The sequence below is a fragment of the Pseudoclavibacter helvolus genome (genome assembly GCF_014191305.1).
In the GTDB taxonomy this organism is placed as follows: domain Bacteria; phylum Actinomycetota; class Actinomycetes; order Actinomycetales; family Microbacteriaceae; genus Pseudoclavibacter; species Pseudoclavibacter helvolus.
The window spans coordinates 305,423-321,363 of record NZ_JACHWJ010000003.1; the positions used below are offsets into that span (position 1 = coordinate 305,423).

Sequence of the window (15,941 nt, forward strand, 5' to 3'; positions counted from 1 at the left end):
CGCATGGTTGACTTCAACAAGATCCTCGGCGCGGCCTCCAAGGCCCTCGGTAACTCGGGCAACTCGGGCGCAAACCGGGGCGGCAAGAGCGGCTCCGGGGACTGGAAGGACATGGTTCGCAAGGTCGCTGACCAGGTGACGGGCGACGGTCAGCAGCCGCGAGGACAGCAGAGCTACCCGAGCCAGCAGAGAAACCCAAGCCAACAGAGCCAGCAGGCGTACCCGCGCCGCGACAGCTCCTCTTCCCAGCACGATCGGTACGCGCAGCAGCCACCGAGCGCCCCGAACTATGGATCGCGCCCCGGTGCGGGCGCGGCCTCTGGGACCGCAGCCGACAAGGCCGCGATCGCGAAGTACGACTATCTCCTCAAGACAGCGGCGCCCGACCAGCTCGAGCAGGCGCACCGAGAGGCGTTCCAGCGGCTCACACCGGCCCAGCGCGACCAGGTGCGGGAGCGCCTGAGCGCCGAGTCCGGGCCGTACGATCGCCCGCAGTCGAGTTCGCCGGACGACCTGGCGCGCGCCGCAACGCGCGGCGAGGTGCAGCGACCCGGTTTCATGGCGAAGGTGCTCGGCGCGGGCAAGCGCATCGCCGGATCGCGGGGCGGCGGGAACTTCACGCCCGGGTCGAGCCGTGGCGGTTCTTCTCGCTTCGGCCGCGGCATGGGGGTCGCGGGTGCGGCGGCGGCGGGAGCGGGTGCTGGCGCGCTCGGCGGCATCGCCCTTGGGGTGGTCGGCGGAGCCGTCGCGAGCTCCGTCGCACTTCCACTGATCGGTGACGCGATGGCCTCCGGTATCGACTTCGACGGCATGGCCGCATCCGGAATTGAAGGCTTCGAGGGGCTCACGGCCGACCTCGGCGAGTTCGGCGGAATCGGCGGAATCGGCGACGCGGTGTCCGGTCTCGGCGACCAGGTCGGCGGGTTCGGCGAGCAGCTGAGCGGTGCCGGCGAGCAGCTGACGGGCGCTGGTGACCAGTTCCTCGGCGGCATCGAAGAGCAGGCGGGCAACTTCGGCTTCGACATTCCGGGCCTCGGCGACCTCTTCGGCAAGTAGCGGCGCCGCTTGCTCTGACCAACTTCCGTGATGGATCTGGCTTCGAAGCCTGCTGTCGCGGTAGGTGGCCTCGTTCATCACGGAAGTTGGCCAGGACGGGCTTGGAAGTTGGTTCCCGTTAGGCTCGGCTGATGGCGAATCGCAGCTACCTCTACGTTGTCGACGAGGCCCCGGGGCAGGGAGCTCCACTCACCAGGGTCACCGGTCTCTCCGAGTGGAATTGGGACGTGCCGCTTGTGCACGAGCTGCTCGTCTCGGGTTCCGGGCGCCTTGTTCCCTCGACGATCTGGGACGCGCCCGCCACGGCGATCCTCGGCGACTTCGACCAGGGCGTCGCCAACCTCGAGCGCCTCTTCGCGCAGCTCCCACAGGATGAGGAAACGCAGCGGCAGGTTGCCGAAGCGCGAAGCGCGCTCGCCGATCCCGACAAGCGGGGCAGGTACCTGCTGCTGGAGGTCGCCGAGATCCACGTGCTCGGCGTCACCGACGACGACAACCCGTTCCCTGAGATGCGCACGGAAGCCGAGGGCATGGTCTGCGATTCTGAGCGCGACGTCGAGCTGCTCATCCGCTATGCGCTTGAGCAGCCCGCGGACAAGCTCGACGAACTCACGGGCTCCGGCTCCTGGGCGAACAATCTGTACTTCGCGCCGACTGGAGATCCGCAGCAGGCGCCCCAGATTGAGCAGCCGCAGCCGCAGGCTGAGCCCGCCGTCGACATCGCGGTGCCGTCGCAGGCCTGGGATCAGACGACGCCACCTCAGGCGGCGCCTCAGCTCGCGCTGCCTGCGAACCAGCAGGCACCGCAGTTCCCGCCGCCGACTGGTCAGCCGCAGCAGGTCCTCCTCACGAGGCCGCTCTCGAACGGGGCCACCCAGTGGGCGCTCGGGCTGCTGGCGCTCATCCCGTTCCCGTTCATAGGTGCGCTTGCCGCGGGCATCGTCATGATCATCACGGGTCGGTCGCGTGGTCCGGCGACCGACGCTGGCGAGCGGAACCGGACGGCTGCCTCGAACTGGGGCCTGACCTACCTGATCGCGACGGTTCTCCTGGTGACGCTGCACTTCTCGTTGCTGGTCAACCTGGCGAGTTTCAACGAATCGTTCGCGACGTCGTTCTACCCGATCGGCATCCCCATCACGATCTGGGTGGCAGTGTCGGCGGTGCACATCGTGTTTTCGATTGTCGGTTGCGTCAAAGCAACCCGGGGTCGGGTGTTCAAGCCCGTCGCGCTGCCGTTCTTCCGGCCGCGCGTGCACGTTCGCTGACACCCGCCGCTGCCCGTGAGCTCGGCGTCTGCGAGCGGACCCTGACCAACTTGCGTGATTGGTGGCCGCATCCGGTGTCTAACGGCGAACGACAGGGCATCTCGTCCCGGAAGTTGGCCGGTGGGCAAAGGCCGGAGACCCGCCCGCGGCGCTACTCGTCGCCGCGGGTGAGGCGCTGCGAGAAGTAGACGGGGATGAACGACAGCAGGATGAGGACCGTCGCGGCGACGTTCACGAGGCTCGCCTCGTTGGGTCGGCCCATCTGGTTCATGATCCACAGCGGCAGGGTGTCGACGCCCGGCGGGGCGGTGAAGATCGTGACGACAACCTCGTCGAAGCTGAGCGCGAAGGCGAGGAGCGCGCCAGCGATGAACGCCGAGCGGAACTGCGGGAACGTGACGAGGCGGAAGGTCTCCCAGATGCCGGCGCCGAGGTCCATCGACGCCTCCTCGAGGCTCTGGTTCATGCGCCGCAGCCTCGCGAGCACGTTGTTGAAGACCATGACGATGCAGAACGTGCCGTGGGCGATGATCATCCCGAAGTAGCCGAGCTGGATGCCGATGGGGTCGAGGATGCTCGAGTACGTGTTGCTGAGAGCGACACCGGTGACGACGCCGGGGAGCGCGATGGGCAGCACGACAAGCAGGTTGACGGCGTCGCGCCCGAAGAACGAGTACCGCTGGAGCGCGAAGGCGACGAGGGTCCCGAGGATGCAGGCGATGATCGTCGCGCCGGTCGCGGTGATGATCGAGTTCAGAATCGCCGTGTGCAGCGACGTCTCGCCTGCCGCCTTGATCCACCAGTCGAGCGAGAACCCGGGGATCGGCCAGGCGGAGATGCGGGCGGAGCTGAACGAGTTCGCGACCACGAGCAGCAGCGGCACGTAGATGAACCCGAGGACGGCGATGACAAACGCCCCGAGGGTGAAGCGTGCGGTCTTGGAAAGCCTGAGCATGCTGACTCCTAGAGGCGCTAGAGCCGCTCGAGCGCGCCGGTGCGGCGCACGGAGAGCAGGTAGATGAGGACAAACGCGATGGGGATGACGGAGAAGGCGGCGGCGAGCGGCGGGTTGAGGTTGATGTTCGAGGCGATGATGCTGCCGATCATCTGCGTTGAGCCGCCCACGAACTCGGCGGTGATGTAGTCGCCCAGGCTGAGCGAGAACGTGAAGATGGAGCCGGCGATGAGCGCAGGCACGATGAGCGGCAGGACCACGGAGCGCACGGTGAGCCAGTTGCCAGCGCCGAGGTCGGAGGCCGCGTCGAAGAGATTGTCTGGAATCTGCCTGACGGCCGTGTAGACCGGCATGGCCATGTACGGGAACCACAGGTAGCAGAGCGTGAGGATCACGGTCGGGATGCTGAAGCCCGGCCCCGAGATGCCGAACGGGTTCATGAGCCAGTTGAAGAGGCCGTCTTCCGTGAAGGTGATGCGCATCGCGAGCACCTTGACGAGGTAGCCGGCCCAGAGCGGCATGGTGATGGCGATGACCAGGAGCTCGCGGTTGCGTGGGCTGGCGATCTTCGCCATGAAGATGCCGAGCGGGATGGCGATAGCCGCGCAGATGAGGGTCACGGCGATCGCGATGCCTAGAGTGCGGAAACTCGTCGAGAGGTAAGCGGGCGTCGTGATGATCGCCTCGAAGTTCGCGAGCGTGAAGCTGGGCTTGACCTTCGACGTGAACGGGTCGGTGACCCAGAAAGCCGTCACGAGCAGGAAGGCCAGCGAGAAGATGTAGATGCCGACGAGCCACAGCATGGGAGCTGCGAGGAGCCCGCCGAGCCGCGCGCTGCGGTGCCGGTGGAGCCACGAGTCGAGTGTCGTCACGAGGGGTGCCTTTCAGTGGTCGACGGCTTGGGTGGGCGATGCCTGAGGGGTGGTCGGCGGCGGCTGTCTCGCCGCCGCCGACCGGGGTGGAATGGGGCTTAGCCCTTCACGGACTGCCAGGCGTTGGTCCACTCCTGGAAGTTCGTGCACTGCACGTCGGTGCGGCCGTCAACGCACTGCTCGATGGGGGTGGTCCAGAACCACACCTTCGAGAAGTACTCCTCGTCGAGGGCGTGGAACTCCTCGCAGTGGGCGGTCGCCTCGGCGTTGAGCTCGCAGAAGGCGCCGTTGGCCGGGGCCATGCCGAAGTTCATCGCGATCTGGCCGTTGACCTCGGCTGCGCTTGTGTAGTCCATCCACAGGTAGGCGCAGTTCGGGTTGGCGGATTCAGCGGAAACCATCCAGGCGTCGGACCAGCCGGTTGAGCCTTCCTCCGGCAGCACACCCTTGAGGCGGTCGTCTTCGGAGAGCTTGCGGAGGACCTCCCACGAGGTGCCGACAACCGACGTGCCGCCCGTGAACGAGGTGATCTGCGCAACCGGGTCGCTCCAGTACTCGCTGACGATGCCGTTCTGAGTCTTGAGCAGCTCGACTGCCGCGTTCAGCTGCGTCTCGTCGAGCGCGTACGGGTTGGTGATGCCGAGGTCGGGTTGGGTAGCCATGAGGTACACGGCGGCGTCGGCGATGTAGATGGGGGCGTCGTACGCGATGATCTGGCCGGCGTACGGGCTGTCTGCCTCCCAGGCGACGTCCCAGCTGGTGGGCGCCTCTGTGACGACTTCGCTGTTGTACTGCAGGATGTTCGCGCCGCGGCCGATCGGGACGCCGTAGCTCTTCCCGTTGATCGTGTCGTACACCTGGCCCTTCATGCCCTCGACGATGTCGTCGCCGAAGTTGGGGATGAGGTCGACGTTGATGGGCGCGACGTCGCCGCCCGCGATGAGTCGCAGGCTCGCGTCGCCGGAGGCCGAGACGAGGTCGTACTCGCCCGTGCGCATGAGCGTGACCATCTCGTCACTGGTGCCGGCGACGCGGCGGTTGACGACACATCCGGTCTCTGCCGTGAACTGGTCGCTCCAGGCAGGCTCGACGAATCCGCTCCAGGCGACGATGTTGACCTGCCCCTCGCCCTCGCCGAGCTCCTCGAGCATGGGCACGTCGGGGACGTCGATGCTGAGGCCGCCTTCGCCGCCCCCGCCTCCCGCGTCGGAGCTGCAGCCCGTCAGGACCAGGGCGGATGCGGCGGCCATGGCAGCGAATGCCACATGCGATTTCTTCATGGTGCTGTCCTTCGGTTTCAGGGTCAGGTGGTGGAAGGTGGAACTGGTGGAGCGGATTGGGAAGACGGGTCAGGAGATGACGGCGACGTGCTCTTCGTGCCAGGTCACCCGTACCGTGGAGCCGCGCGCGAAACCGCGGCCCGTGGTGCTCGTCTCGGTGTTGTGCATTTCAGAGATGAGGCGCACATCCGTGTCCGTGCGGATGATGAACCGGGTGCTCGGGCCCGTGTAGACGACTTCTTCGATGACTCCGACGGCCCCGTGCAGGCCGGGCGAGACGGCTTCGTCTATGGCGTGCAGCGTGATGCGTTCCGGGCGGATGCTGACGAGCCCGTCGATTCCGGTGGCCGACCTGGCCGCATCCGCTTCGAGGAGGTTGGAGACGCCGAGGAAGCCGGCGACGAACGGGGTCGCGGGGGAGTCGTACACCTCGATGGGGGTGCCGATCTGCTCGATGCGGCCCTTGTTGAAGACGGCGATGCGGTCGCTGAGGGTCAGCGCCTCCTCTTGGTCGTGCGTGACGAAGATGAAGGTGATGCCGATCTCGCGTTGGATCTGCTTGAGCTCGATCTGCATCTGCTCGCGCAGCTGCTTGTCGAGGGCGCCGAGGGGCTCGTCGAGGAGGAGCACCCGGGGCTTCAGGATGAGGGCACGAGCCAGGGCGATGCGCTGCCGCTGCCCGCCGGAGAGCTGGCTGGGCTTGCGGTCGGCGAGGTGCGCGAGCTGCACCTGCTCGAGGGCCTGCTGTACCCGCTCGGCGCGCTCTGCTTTGCTCGCGCGGCGCACTCGGAGGCCGTAGGCCACGTTCTGGGCGACGGTCATGTGCGGGAAGAGGGCGTAGTCCTGGAAGACCGTGTTGACCTCGCGGCTGAACGGCGGCACGTTGGTGACGTCGGTGCCGCCGAGACTGATGGTGCCCGCTGTCGGCTGTTCGAATCCGGCGATCATGCGCAGCACGGTGGTCTTGCCGGAGCCGGATGGGCCGAGCATCGAGAAGAACTCGCCGGAGCGGACCTGCAGGTCGAGCGATTCGACTGCGGTGAAGTCGCCGAACCTCTTGCTGACGCCCGTCAGGGTGACGCCTGCGGCTGCCTGGGCTGGCTGGTTGGTCACGCCTTCGCGTGTGTCGGTGGTCGACAAGTGGGCCTCCTTGGAACGGCGCTGTCTGCGGATTAAGCGCAAACATATAGTTCCAGAAGTCATATTTCAATCTCGTGTCCAAGTTGTAACAGTGCGGATGCGCCACAATGGCGAGGTGCCGCAGATCCCTCAGACAGAACCCGAAGCCGGGGTGCCGTCGCGCCTGCGCAACGCCGTCTTCCAAGCGGTCGCTGACGAGGGCAAGGCGGCCCTGGTCGAGCGCCGCCTGAGCGTCGCCATCAACCGGGGCGTGCTGCAGGCGGGAGAACGGCTCCCGCCTGAGAGCGAGCTCGCGAAGTCGCTTGGCGTCTCGCCGGTCACCGTCCGCGAGGCGCTCGTGCTGCTGCGCCAGCGTGGCCTGGTCACGACGAAGCGCGGGCGCGGAGGCGGCAGCTTCGTCACGGCTGGCGCGGACCCTGCGTCGCACGCGGCCGACGAGCTCGCCTCCATCTCGCGTACTGCACTGCGCGACCTCGCCGCGCACTACTTCGCCGTCACTGCCGGATGCCTGGAGCTCGCCGCATCCCGTGCTGCACCAAACGAAGTCGATGCGATCCGCTCCAGGCTCATGGCCTTCGGTGGGCACCTCGCGCAGGGCCCGGATGGCAAGGGGAGTCAGCCCACGCCGGCTCAGTGGCGCCACGTCGCAGACGACGTGGTCGTCGAGCTGTGCGCTCTCGGGCAGTCGGTGCGGCTCACCAAGGAGCAGATGCGGGTGCAATCGGAGGTCTCGCCGCTGCTCGGGCTCCTTGCTGTGGACAACGCGGAGCGCGAGGTGCAGCGAGGCGAGATACTGAGACTTGTCGACGAGGTCGAACGGGGAGATGTTGTCGGTGCGCGCGAAGCGTTGCGCTCGACCATGGTCGACGTCGTGGCACGGCTCGAGCTGAAGCGCAGGTCGCTGCTCGAGCAGTAGGTCTCTTAACCGTGCGAATCGGTTGAGAGCAGGGGGAATGATGGCTGGGGGCCAAGAGATGCCGATCAATGACAACGAGGTGCGCGCCGCCGCGCTCGCGGGACTTCCTACGTGGTCGTGGGGTGACTTCCCGCAGGATCCACCGCAGACCGCACAGCTCATGCGTCTCGAGCCGAACGGGTGGCTCGCGCTCATCGCTTTCCTTGCCGGCCCGAGTTGGGTGTACCAGGAGGCTGCACGGTACGAACCGGTCGTCGCGACCTTCGGTGGTGGACAACGCGTCGGTGGACCCGCCGACATGTCGGCGAGCGAGGCCGTCATCACGGAGATCCACGACGACATGGTCGAGTACCTCGCGGAAGCGGGAGTCCCCGAGCCGCCCCGGGCGGTGCAGTGGATGCTGTGCCTGCCCGAGGGGGTCAGCGAGGGGGAGATCAATGGCGTGTGCAACCTGGCGGTGCAGGACGTCGCCCCTGGTGACCTCCGCACGCAAGCGCTCGAAATGCACGCCGCGCTCCGCGTACTCCTGAACGGGCGGATGCCACCGCTGTCCTGGTGACTGACGTCCGGCGAGGCGTGTCTGGAGAGGATGCCGATCACCCGGCCTCTGTGCAAGCGGCGCTCGGCTGTGTAACATCGGCCATCACCGATGCAGAGGAGCGGCTCCATGACGATCGACGCCACTGCGGTGCGGCACGGGCCCTCGTTCATCCTCGATGAGTACTTCCAGGCGACACTCGACGTGCTCGCCTCGGCGAGCGCCAATCTCGGCGCTGTGCTCGGCGACCTCGAGGCGCGGGGCGAGCTCACGGATCGTCACCTCGACGAGCTGGTCGAGCCGCTCGCACTCGCGGTGTTCCAACGCACCTCGCCCGTTGCCTTCGGTGCCGGATTTGTCGCATCCCTCGACCTTCGCGGTCCGTCGCGCGGCCACTTGTCCTGGTGGCAGGGGCCCATGCGCTCGCAGTTGCGGCTCGCGGCGCAGAGCCCGAGCCGAGAACACATCGACTACAGCGGCTTCGAGTGGTTCCGGGTGCCGCACGAGACTGGCGAGGGGCACGTCGCAGGCCCGCACGTCGACTACCTCTGCAGCGACGAGTACACGCTCACGGTCAGCCTGCCCGTGTGGCACGGGAAGCGTTTCCTGGGGGTCGTCGCCATGGACCTCCTCGTCGACGACGTCGAGCGGGAGCTGCTCCCCGCGCTGCGCGAGTTCGGCGACGTGAGCGTCGTGAACGCGTCCCAGCGTGTGCTCGCGTCGACCGAGACGCGGCTCGCTCCGGGCGATTCGGTGCGCGCTCTTGATGGCTACGCGAGTAGCGACTGCGCCATCGCCGGGCTGCGGGTGCTCACGCGCGACTAGAGCTAGTTTCTCGTCCAACTTCCGGGATGGATGCTCCCCTCCAGGCGGTTGCGCGCACCAGAGCATGGTCTCGTCACGGAAGTTGGACAGGCTCAGCGGGGTGAGTCTCTGGCTCAGATCTCGAGGGCGACGCCGAGAGTCAATGCTGCGAGGGCCAGGCAGGCCAGTGTCATCGTGGCCCGCTCCGCGCGACTGCGCGAGATGCCGTTCATGACGATGCCGATGACGAAGTACCCGAACAGCGCCCAGGTGGCCACGACCACGAAGGCGGAGTTGCCGCCCGGCAGGGCTCCTGCCCTGCAGAGCAGCAACACCGCGAAGGCCGCGTAGAGCAGCAGGGAAAGTGCACTTCCGATGCGCAGCTTCTTGGGCAGAGTCTCGTGCTGCCCGCCCCACAGGAGGTGACCAACGGGCTTGCCCAAGGCGCCGAGAACTTGCACGACGGCTATGCCCGCGAGTACCGCCGTGGCGATGACGGCGAAGAGCATGCTCATGATCTCGCTTCAGTTGTCTCCAGCTCGCGCAGCCACTCGAGGGCGAGTCTGGTCGAGCGGAGTCCGTAGTCGAGGGTCGCAAATGGGTAAGCCTGCGACGGTCCTAATTGAGCTGTGTCTGGTCTGATCGCCGCGATGGCATCGAGTCGCTGGAGTTCTGATTCAGCTCGTGCGCGGATGCTTGTGAGCACCTGCATCCGCTCATCCGCGTCGGCGAGATGGCCGAGGAAGAAGACACGCGCGAGCATGGCCTGTTCCAGGTCGGAGCCGGTGGCCGGCTCGAGCATCCAGGTTCGCCAGGCGTCGCGGCCCGCCTCGGTCACGTGGTGAAGCTTGCGGCCACGCGGCGATGTGTCGTCGTCGACGACGGTCACATGGCCGTCGTCGACAAGCGTCCGGAGTGCGCGCTGGATGCTGCCGGAGCTTGCGCTGTAGAACAGCGAGATGACGCTCGAGAAGCGTCGCTGCACTTCGTAGAGCGAGAGTGGGCCGCCGAGGAGGAGACCAAGGATGACAAACCGCATGCGCACCGAACTCCAGTCTTATATACCTAATAGGAATATAAGACTAGCTCCGCCAGCACGTGCTTGGATCGACGTTCGGCGATGCAGGCGGCTCTCCTGGTTCCACGTCTGCTCTGGGGCAGTTCATGGCCTTCGCGGAGACGCGGTACCGGGTCGGCGAGCGCGAAGTCGGGGTCCGCCAATTTCTCGTGACGGACCCCGACGGCTACCTCATCCGCTTCCAGGAGAGCCTGGGCGGTGAGAGGCGAGCTAGCTCTGTGTGACGGCTGGTGCCTGTCGGCCGCGGCGGGCGGCGATGAACGAGCGTACGCCGGCCGTGATGAGGGCAACCAGCAGGACGAGCATGATCGTGCTGCTGATGATCGCGCCCGGACGCTCAGCCGTGCCGGCGATGAGGTCGCCGAGCTTCGCGACGTTCATGAGCGAGCCGATCGCGCCGAGCAGAGCGACGGCGAGTGCGCCGTGGATGGCGTGCTTGCGAAGCTTCGGGTTGCGGGCGATGAGGCCGGCGATGACGAGCAGTAGGCCGACGGCTGCCGGGATGAGCGCCGTGAGGCTTCCGGTGTCGCTGACGAAGTACGCGACAGCCCCGGTGATGACGAGGGCGGCACCGATGAGGATGGTGAGGAGAGGCATGCGGGATGGGATCCAATCTCGCGGTAGGCCAGCAGCATCCTCGGCGGACCGCTACGCGCGGGCTCAGCCCTGGCGCGTGACGGCCGGCGACAGGGGGAGTCGCTGGTCGTTGGTGTCTGGTTCCGCCAACTTTACCAGTTGGTCGGTTTTGATCCCGTATCCGCTTGTCCGGTTGCGTCAGCCGTGCGCTGCGCCCTCGATCGCGTCGCGGCCCGATTCGCGCGTCGCGAACGCCCCGAGGAAGTTGCCCTGCCCGTCGTGCGCGCGGAACTCACCCTGCACAAGCTCGACGAATCCAGCGAAGTCGTCTCCAGCGGAGGTCTCGCGCATGGCTACCCAGAGGCCGCTGGCGGGAGACAGCCAGCGGAGTTGACGAGGGGCCGCTTCGACAACGGGGTGGGTCGTCGACTCGCGGGGGATCTCGAGCAGGCTCATGGTGTTCCTTGGATCGATGTGGAAGCCGATAGTTAGGTTAGCTAGCTAATCCTGGGAAACGGCACAGGGTTGCTTGAGTGCAGCTTGCTGCGGTGCATCAGCTCACCGCATCAGGTGACTCGGGGAGTGTCTGTCCGCCATCGACGACGATCGACTGGCCGGTGATGTACCCGGCCTCCCGGGTCGCGAGAAACGCGGCGGCGTACCCGATCTCCTCGGCGCGCCCGAGTCTGCGCAGCGGGACTGCGGAGGTCATCGAGGCCAGGTAGTCGGCGCCCATCTCCTCGAGGCCCGCTGACTCGACGTTGCCAGGCAGGACGGCGTTGACGGTGATGGCGTGCTTCGCGAGCTCGATCGCGGCGGTGCGCATGAACCCCAACTGGGCCGCCTTCGAGGCGCCGTAGTGCGACCATCCCGGGTAGCCGGTCGTAGGGCCGGTGATGGATGAGGTGAGCACGATTCGCCCACGGCCCGACTCCTGCAGGGCCGTCAGGCAAGCCTGGACGGCGTAGATCGTGCCCTTGACGTTGGTGTCGAGCACCTCGTCGAGCTGGGCGGGCGTCATCGTCGCGAGGTCGGCCTGGGGGAAGATGCCCGCGTTGGCGCACAACACGTCGATGCCACCGAACGCCTCGACGGTGGATGACGCCATCGCCCGGCATGATTCGGGGTCGGTCACATCCACGGTGAAGCCCGCGATGCGGCCTGACGCATCCTCTCGCATTGCCTCCCGCGTGACCGCCGCGAGTGCCGCGACCGCCGCATCCACCCCGGCTTGCGAGCGACCAGTAACGGCGACTCGTGCGCCGGCCTGCGCGAAGACGCTGGCGATGCCGAAGCCGATTCCCTTCGTGCCGCCGGTGATGACGACGCGAGCGTCGGACAGGTCGAAGAGTGGAGCAGTTGGCATGGGGCGCCTTTCGCGAAGGAGTGGGTGCGCCCATTTCACCGGCAGGGTCGCCCAGGAGTTGCCCCCGAAACGTGCCCGCGACTGCTCTTAACGCACTGTTTACGCTCGGTGCCGCCCATCACCACCAGAAGGGCGGCTGCGTCACATACGGAGCCTCGAGTCGCGCCACCTCGTCGTCGGTGAGCTGCAGGTCGAGCGCTGCGACGGCGTCGTCGAGGTGCTTGGCCTTCGTCGCCCCGACGATGGGTGCCGCCACTGTCGGGTTGCGCAGTACCCAAGCGAGGGCAACGCGTGCCATCGGTACCGCCCGCTCGGCGGCGATCTGCTCGACGACGTCGATGATCGGGCCGTCGAAGTCGGTGTCGAACGCCTTCGCAACGGTGTCGACTTCTGCTCGAGACGAGGACTCGCCGCGCGGTCGAGTCAGGCGGCCCTTGCCGTTCGGTGAATAGGGCACGAGCCCGACGCCCATGTCGGCGCACATCGGGATCATCTCGCGCTCCTCTTCGCGCTTGAGCAGGTTGTACTGGTCTTGCATCGCGACGAATGGCGTCCACCCGCCGACGGCCGCGGCCCGCTGCAGCTTCGCGAACTGCCACGCGTACATCGACGACGCGCCGAGGTAGCGCACCTTGCCTGCGCGGACGAGGTTGTCGAGTGCCTGCATGGTCTCTTCGACGGGGGTGCTCTCGTCGAAGCGGTGGATGTAGAGCACGTCGATGTGGTCGGTACCGAGTCGCTCGAGAGAGGCGTTCGCCTGCTCGAGGATCGCCTTCCGCGACAGGCCCGATCCGCCGGGGCCGTCGTGCATCTTTCCTGAGAGCTTGGTCGCTAGCACGATGTCTTCGCGGCGGCTGAAGCGGCGCACCGCGCGGCCGATGACCTCCTCGCTCGTGCCCTGCTGGTAGACGTTCGCGGTGTCCCAGAAGGTGATGCCGAGCTCAACGGCCTGGCGGAGCAGCGGTGCCGCCGCGTCGTCGTCGAGGGTCCAGCTGTGCAGACCGCGCTTCGGGTCGCCAAAACTCATGCAGCCGAGCGCGAGGCGGCTGACGCGCAGGCCGGTTCGTCCGAGGTTCGTGTACTCCATGCCTGAAGCGTATGGCGCACCACCGACGTTGATGCTTATAGGGCCTCGTTTTGGTCTGGCTCTGCCACCGACTGACTTCGTGTCTTTGCTTTGATCCGTCGGCTGGGACGGGGCGCCTTGTGAGTGCGCCGACCAGGCGGACATGACCTCATAGGAGCCTGGTCGAAGAGGCCCCATCAACGTCCTGTCTGCCCGCCCGGTCGGCTGCCGATCCGATCAAGAAGGGCAGGACCATCATGACAACAAGACTCGAGAAAATCTTCGCGGGTGTCGATACGCACGCGGACACGCATCATGCCGCGGTGATCGATAGCAACGGGAAACAACTCGGTGATGCGCAGTTCCCGACCACACCGGCCGGCTACGCGGCGCTGGCCGCGTTCCTGACCGCCTTCGGGATGGCCGTGCGCGTCGGGGTCGAGGGGACCGGTTCCTACGGTGCTGGCCTGGCGCGCCACCTGGGAGCGGCTGGGTTCGTGGTTGTTGAGGTGTTGCGGCCGAATCGACAGCTCCGTCGAACGCGCGGGAAGTCTGACCCGTTGGATGCCTACGCGGCGGCGCGGGCCGCGCTCGCCCAGGAGGAGCATGCGACACCGAAAGCGGGGGCCGGGCAGGTCGAGGCGATCCGGTATCTGGTGGTCGCGCGTCGCAGCGCGGTCAAGGCGCGCACCGCCGCGATAGTCCAGATCAAGTCTCTCCTGGTCACGGCTCCGGACCTGATCCGGGAGCGTTACCGGTCGCTGGGCGACAAGGCACTGATCGCGGCGCTGGCCCGGTTGCGGCTCTCGACCGATCCGTTACTCGCCGCGGTCGGGCAGGGCCTGCGATCGCTCGCGAGGCGTCACCAGCTGTTGGGCGAGGAGGTCAGCGACCTCGATCAAGCGCTGGCGGCGTTGACTGCGGCCGCGAACCCGGCTCTTGTCGCGGCGAAAGGCATCGGCACGATCACGGCTGCGCAGTTGTTGGTCACCGCGGGCGACAATCCGGACCGGCTCCGCAGCGAGGCCTCATTCGCGGCGCTGGCCGGGGTCAGTCCGATCCCGGCTTCGTCGGGGAAGACGACGCGTCACCGGTTGAATCGAGGCGGGGACCGGCAAGCGAACGCCGCGTTGCACCGGATCGCGTTGGTTCGTATGTCGTACGAGCCTCGCACGCGCGACTACGTCGCGCGCAAGCGCGCGCTGGGGCACAGCAACAAGGAGATCATCCGTTGCTTGAAGCGAGCGATCGCGCGCGAGGTGTTCACCCTGCTCACCACGATCGTAGAGGTCCCAGTGACCGATGACCTTCGCCCGCTGCGACAGGCACGGAAACTGAGCCTCACGACCGTCGCGGAACACTTCAACGTCTGGCCCGCCACGATCTCGAAACTCGAGCTCGGAAAACACCGCGATGACGACCTCGCGAACAGCTACCGCGAATGGCTCACCGCGGCTTGACAACCAATAGGAGCATCAGTGAGGGAGTGCCTGCGAGGTCCCCCTTCGTGCTGGCGCCGCTTCCCGTAACCCAGTGTTTACAGGCACGAACGCTCTCGAAACATCCGCATGTCTACTATTGGCGAACAAGGTTTCATGTCAGGTAACATCAACACCATGCGGGAGACGACGATGACACAACTAGCCCCCAAGCTGGTCGAAAGGGAGATCGCGGGCGACCGCATCACGCTCCGCGACCTCGCCCAGGCGCACGGCGTGCAGTTCATCCTCGCCACCTTCGTCGACCTCAACGGCAAGCCCTGCGCGAAGCTCGTGCCGACCTCGGCGGCCGATGAGCTCGAGGCCGGAGCGCTCGGGTTCGCTGGCTTCGCCGCCGGCCTCATCGGCCAGGAGCAGCACGACCCCGACCTCATCGCCATCCCCGACCTCGACTCGTTTACCCCGCTGCCGTTTGTCCGCGAAGGCCTCGCGCTCGTGCACTGCGACCCGTACGTCAACGGGGAGCCGTGGCCGTACGCGCCCCGCAACATCCTGAAGCGCGCCATCGCAGAACTCGCGACGCGGGGCATGACGGCCAAGGTCGGCGCCGAGGTCGAGTACTTCCTCGTTGACCGCGCCGAAGACGGCAAGCTCTCGCCCGCAGACAAGCGCGACAACGGTCCGCGGCCCTGCTACGACGCCCGCGGCGTGACGCGGATGTACGACCACCTCGCATCCGTCTCGACGGCCATCAACTCGCTCGGCTGGGGCAACTACGCCAACGACCACGAGGACGGCGCGGGCCAGTTTGAGCAGAACTTCGACTACGCCGACGCCCTCACCACGGCCGACCGCGTCATCACGCTGCGCTACATCCTCAACGTGCTCGCCGAGGAGCGCGGCATGACGGCGACGTTCATGCCGAAGCCCTTCACGAACCGCACGGGCACTGGCCTCCACCTGCACCTCTCCCTCTGGAGTGACCAGGACGAGCCGCTCTTCCCCGCCGACTCGACCGAATCGGCAGCGGATGCTCGGGGCCTCGGCCTCTCGCCTGTCGCGTACGGCTTCGTGGCAGGTCTCCTCGAGCACGCGCCGGCGCTGCAGGCGTTCCTCGCACCTTCCGTGAACTCGTACAAGCGCATCGGCTCGGCGACGTCGAGCTCCGGCGCGACCTGGTCGCCGCGGAAGGCGTCGTACGGCGGCAACGACCGAACCCACATGGTGCGCGTGCCGGACAACAAGCGCGTCGAGCTCCGCTCGGGTGACGGCGCCGCCAACCCCTACCTGGCGGTCGCGACGTCGATCATGGCGGGCATCGACGGCATCGACAACAGCCGCGACCCCGGCCACCCCTCGGGGCCCGGTCAGGCGCCCGAAGGCGCCGCCGTGCTCCCCGCGACGCTCCTCCACGCCGTCGAAGCGCTGCGCCGCGACCCCGTGATCCTCGCCAGCCTCAGCGGCGACGAAGCCACCGGCCGGTACTTCGCCGACGCCAAGGAGACCGAGTTCCTCACCTGGCACGCCCAGGTCAGCGACTGGGAACTCGACACCTACCTCACCGCCTTCTAGCCCCTCGCTCTCTGA

Annotated in this window: 16 protein-coding genes and 1 pseudogene; 7 read left to right on the forward strand and 10 right to left on the reverse strand. The window is 67.0% G+C overall.

Annotated elements, in window-relative coordinates; genetic code table 11:
* Positions 1-3: 3 nt before the first annotated feature.
* Positions 4-1,056: a cation-transporting ATPase gene (locus FHX72_RS11120; RefSeq protein WP_183625082.1), complete on the forward strand. Its 1,053-nt coding sequence runs from the start codon at positions 4-6 to the stop codon at positions 1,054-1,056.
* 131 nt (positions 1,057-1,187) lie between these two features.
* The gene (locus tag FHX72_RS11125) at positions 1,188-2,324 is read left to right on the forward strand and encodes a DUF7822 domain-containing protein (protein WP_183625083.1); all 1,137 of its coding nucleotides are present in this window, start codon (positions 1,188-1,190) and stop codon (positions 2,322-2,324) included.
* A 151-nt stretch (positions 2,325-2,475) separates the two neighbouring features.
* Here the strand turns inward: FHX72_RS11125 and FHX72_RS11130 are convergent, their stop codons facing one another.
* The 4 genes from FHX72_RS11130 to FHX72_RS11145 all read right to left on the reverse strand — a co-directional run bounded on the left by FHX72_RS11130 (position 2,476) and on the right by FHX72_RS11145 (position 6,571).
* Entirely contained in the window at positions 2,476-3,279 is an 804-nt protein-coding gene (locus FHX72_RS11130) for an ABC transporter permease (protein WP_183625085.1), read from the reverse strand.
* A 17-nt stretch (positions 3,280-3,296) separates the two neighbouring features.
* Positions 3,297-4,151, reverse strand: coding sequence for an ABC transporter permease (locus tag FHX72_RS11135; protein WP_068477991.1), 855 nt, complete (start codon positions 4,149-4,151; stop codon positions 3,297-3,299).
* Positions 4,152-4,249: 98 nt separating this feature from the next.
* Positions 4,250-5,431 (reverse strand): ABC transporter substrate-binding protein, encoded by a 1,182-nt coding sequence (locus tag FHX72_RS11140; RefSeq protein ID WP_183625087.1) that lies wholly within the window; start codon positions 5,429-5,431, stop codon positions 4,250-4,252.
* A 69-nt stretch (positions 5,432-5,500) separates the two neighbouring features.
* Entirely contained in the window at positions 5,501-6,571 is a 1,071-nt protein-coding gene (locus FHX72_RS11145; protein ID WP_244964193.1) for an ABC transporter ATP-binding protein, read from the reverse strand.
* A gap of 115 nt (positions 6,572-6,686) precedes the next feature.
* Between FHX72_RS11145 and FHX72_RS11150 the strand changes: the two genes are divergently transcribed.
* The 3 genes from FHX72_RS11150 (at position 6,687) to FHX72_RS11160 (ending at position 8,850) form a co-directional block, all read left to right on the forward strand.
* A complete protein-coding gene (locus tag FHX72_RS11150; protein ID WP_338110114.1) occupies positions 6,687-7,487 on the forward strand; it encodes a FadR/GntR family transcriptional regulator in 801 nt (266 codons plus the stop codon).
* Positions 7,488-7,545: 58 nt separating this feature from the next.
* Complete coding sequence (locus tag FHX72_RS11155; protein WP_068477994.1) at positions 7,546-8,046, forward strand: DUF5956 family protein; 501 nt, start codon at positions 7,546-7,548, stop codon at positions 8,044-8,046.
* A gap of 108 nt (positions 8,047-8,154) precedes the next feature.
* A complete protein-coding gene (locus tag FHX72_RS11160; RefSeq protein ID WP_183625093.1) occupies positions 8,155-8,850 on the forward strand; it encodes a cache domain-containing protein in 696 nt (231 codons plus the stop codon).
* A gap of 113 nt (positions 8,851-8,963) precedes the next feature.
* Here the strand turns inward: FHX72_RS11160 and FHX72_RS11165 are convergent, their stop codons facing one another.
* From FHX72_RS11165 to FHX72_RS11190, 6 genes are all read right to left on the reverse strand, one after another.
* The gene (locus FHX72_RS11165; protein WP_183625095.1) at positions 8,964-9,344 is read right to left on the reverse strand and encodes a hypothetical protein; all 381 of its coding nucleotides are present in this window, start codon (positions 9,342-9,344) and stop codon (positions 8,964-8,966) included.
* Entirely contained in the window at positions 9,341-9,868 is a 528-nt protein-coding gene (locus FHX72_RS11170; protein ID WP_244964222.1) for a PadR family transcriptional regulator, read from the reverse strand. The genes FHX72_RS11165 and FHX72_RS11170 overlap by 4 nt, the downstream gene beginning before the upstream one ends.
* A 249-nt stretch (positions 9,869-10,117) precedes the next feature.
* The gene (locus FHX72_RS11175) at positions 10,118-10,504 is read right to left on the reverse strand and encodes a hypothetical protein (protein ID WP_068477998.1); all 387 of its coding nucleotides are present in this window, start codon (positions 10,502-10,504) and stop codon (positions 10,118-10,120) included.
* A gap of 177 nt (positions 10,505-10,681) precedes the next feature.
* On the reverse strand, positions 10,682-10,939 hold the full coding sequence (locus FHX72_RS11180; RefSeq protein ID WP_183625099.1) for a hypothetical protein: 258 nt from the start codon (positions 10,937-10,939) through the stop codon (positions 10,682-10,684).
* A gap of 97 nt (positions 10,940-11,036) precedes the next feature.
* Complete coding sequence (gene fabG, locus FHX72_RS11185; protein WP_183625101.1) at positions 11,037-11,849, reverse strand: 3-oxoacyl-ACP reductase FabG; 813 nt, start codon at positions 11,847-11,849, stop codon at positions 11,037-11,039.
* 118 nt (positions 11,850-11,967) lie between these two features.
* Complete coding sequence (locus tag FHX72_RS11190; protein ID WP_183625103.1) at positions 11,968-12,936, reverse strand: aldo/keto reductase; 969 nt, start codon at positions 12,934-12,936, stop codon at positions 11,968-11,970.
* 236 nt (positions 12,937-13,172) lie between these two features.
* Here FHX72_RS11190 and FHX72_RS11195 point away from each other — a divergent pair.
* Positions 13,173-14,192: pseudogene (locus FHX72_RS11195) on the forward strand (IS110 family RNA-guided transposase); the annotation flags it as partial.
* Positions 14,193-14,510: 318 nt separating this feature from the next.
* On the forward strand, positions 14,511-15,926 hold the full coding sequence (gene glnT, locus FHX72_RS11200; RefSeq protein ID WP_244964194.1) for a type III glutamate--ammonia ligase: 1,416 nt from the start codon (positions 14,511-14,513) through the stop codon (positions 15,924-15,926).
* Positions 15,927-15,941: the final 15 nt, after the last annotated feature.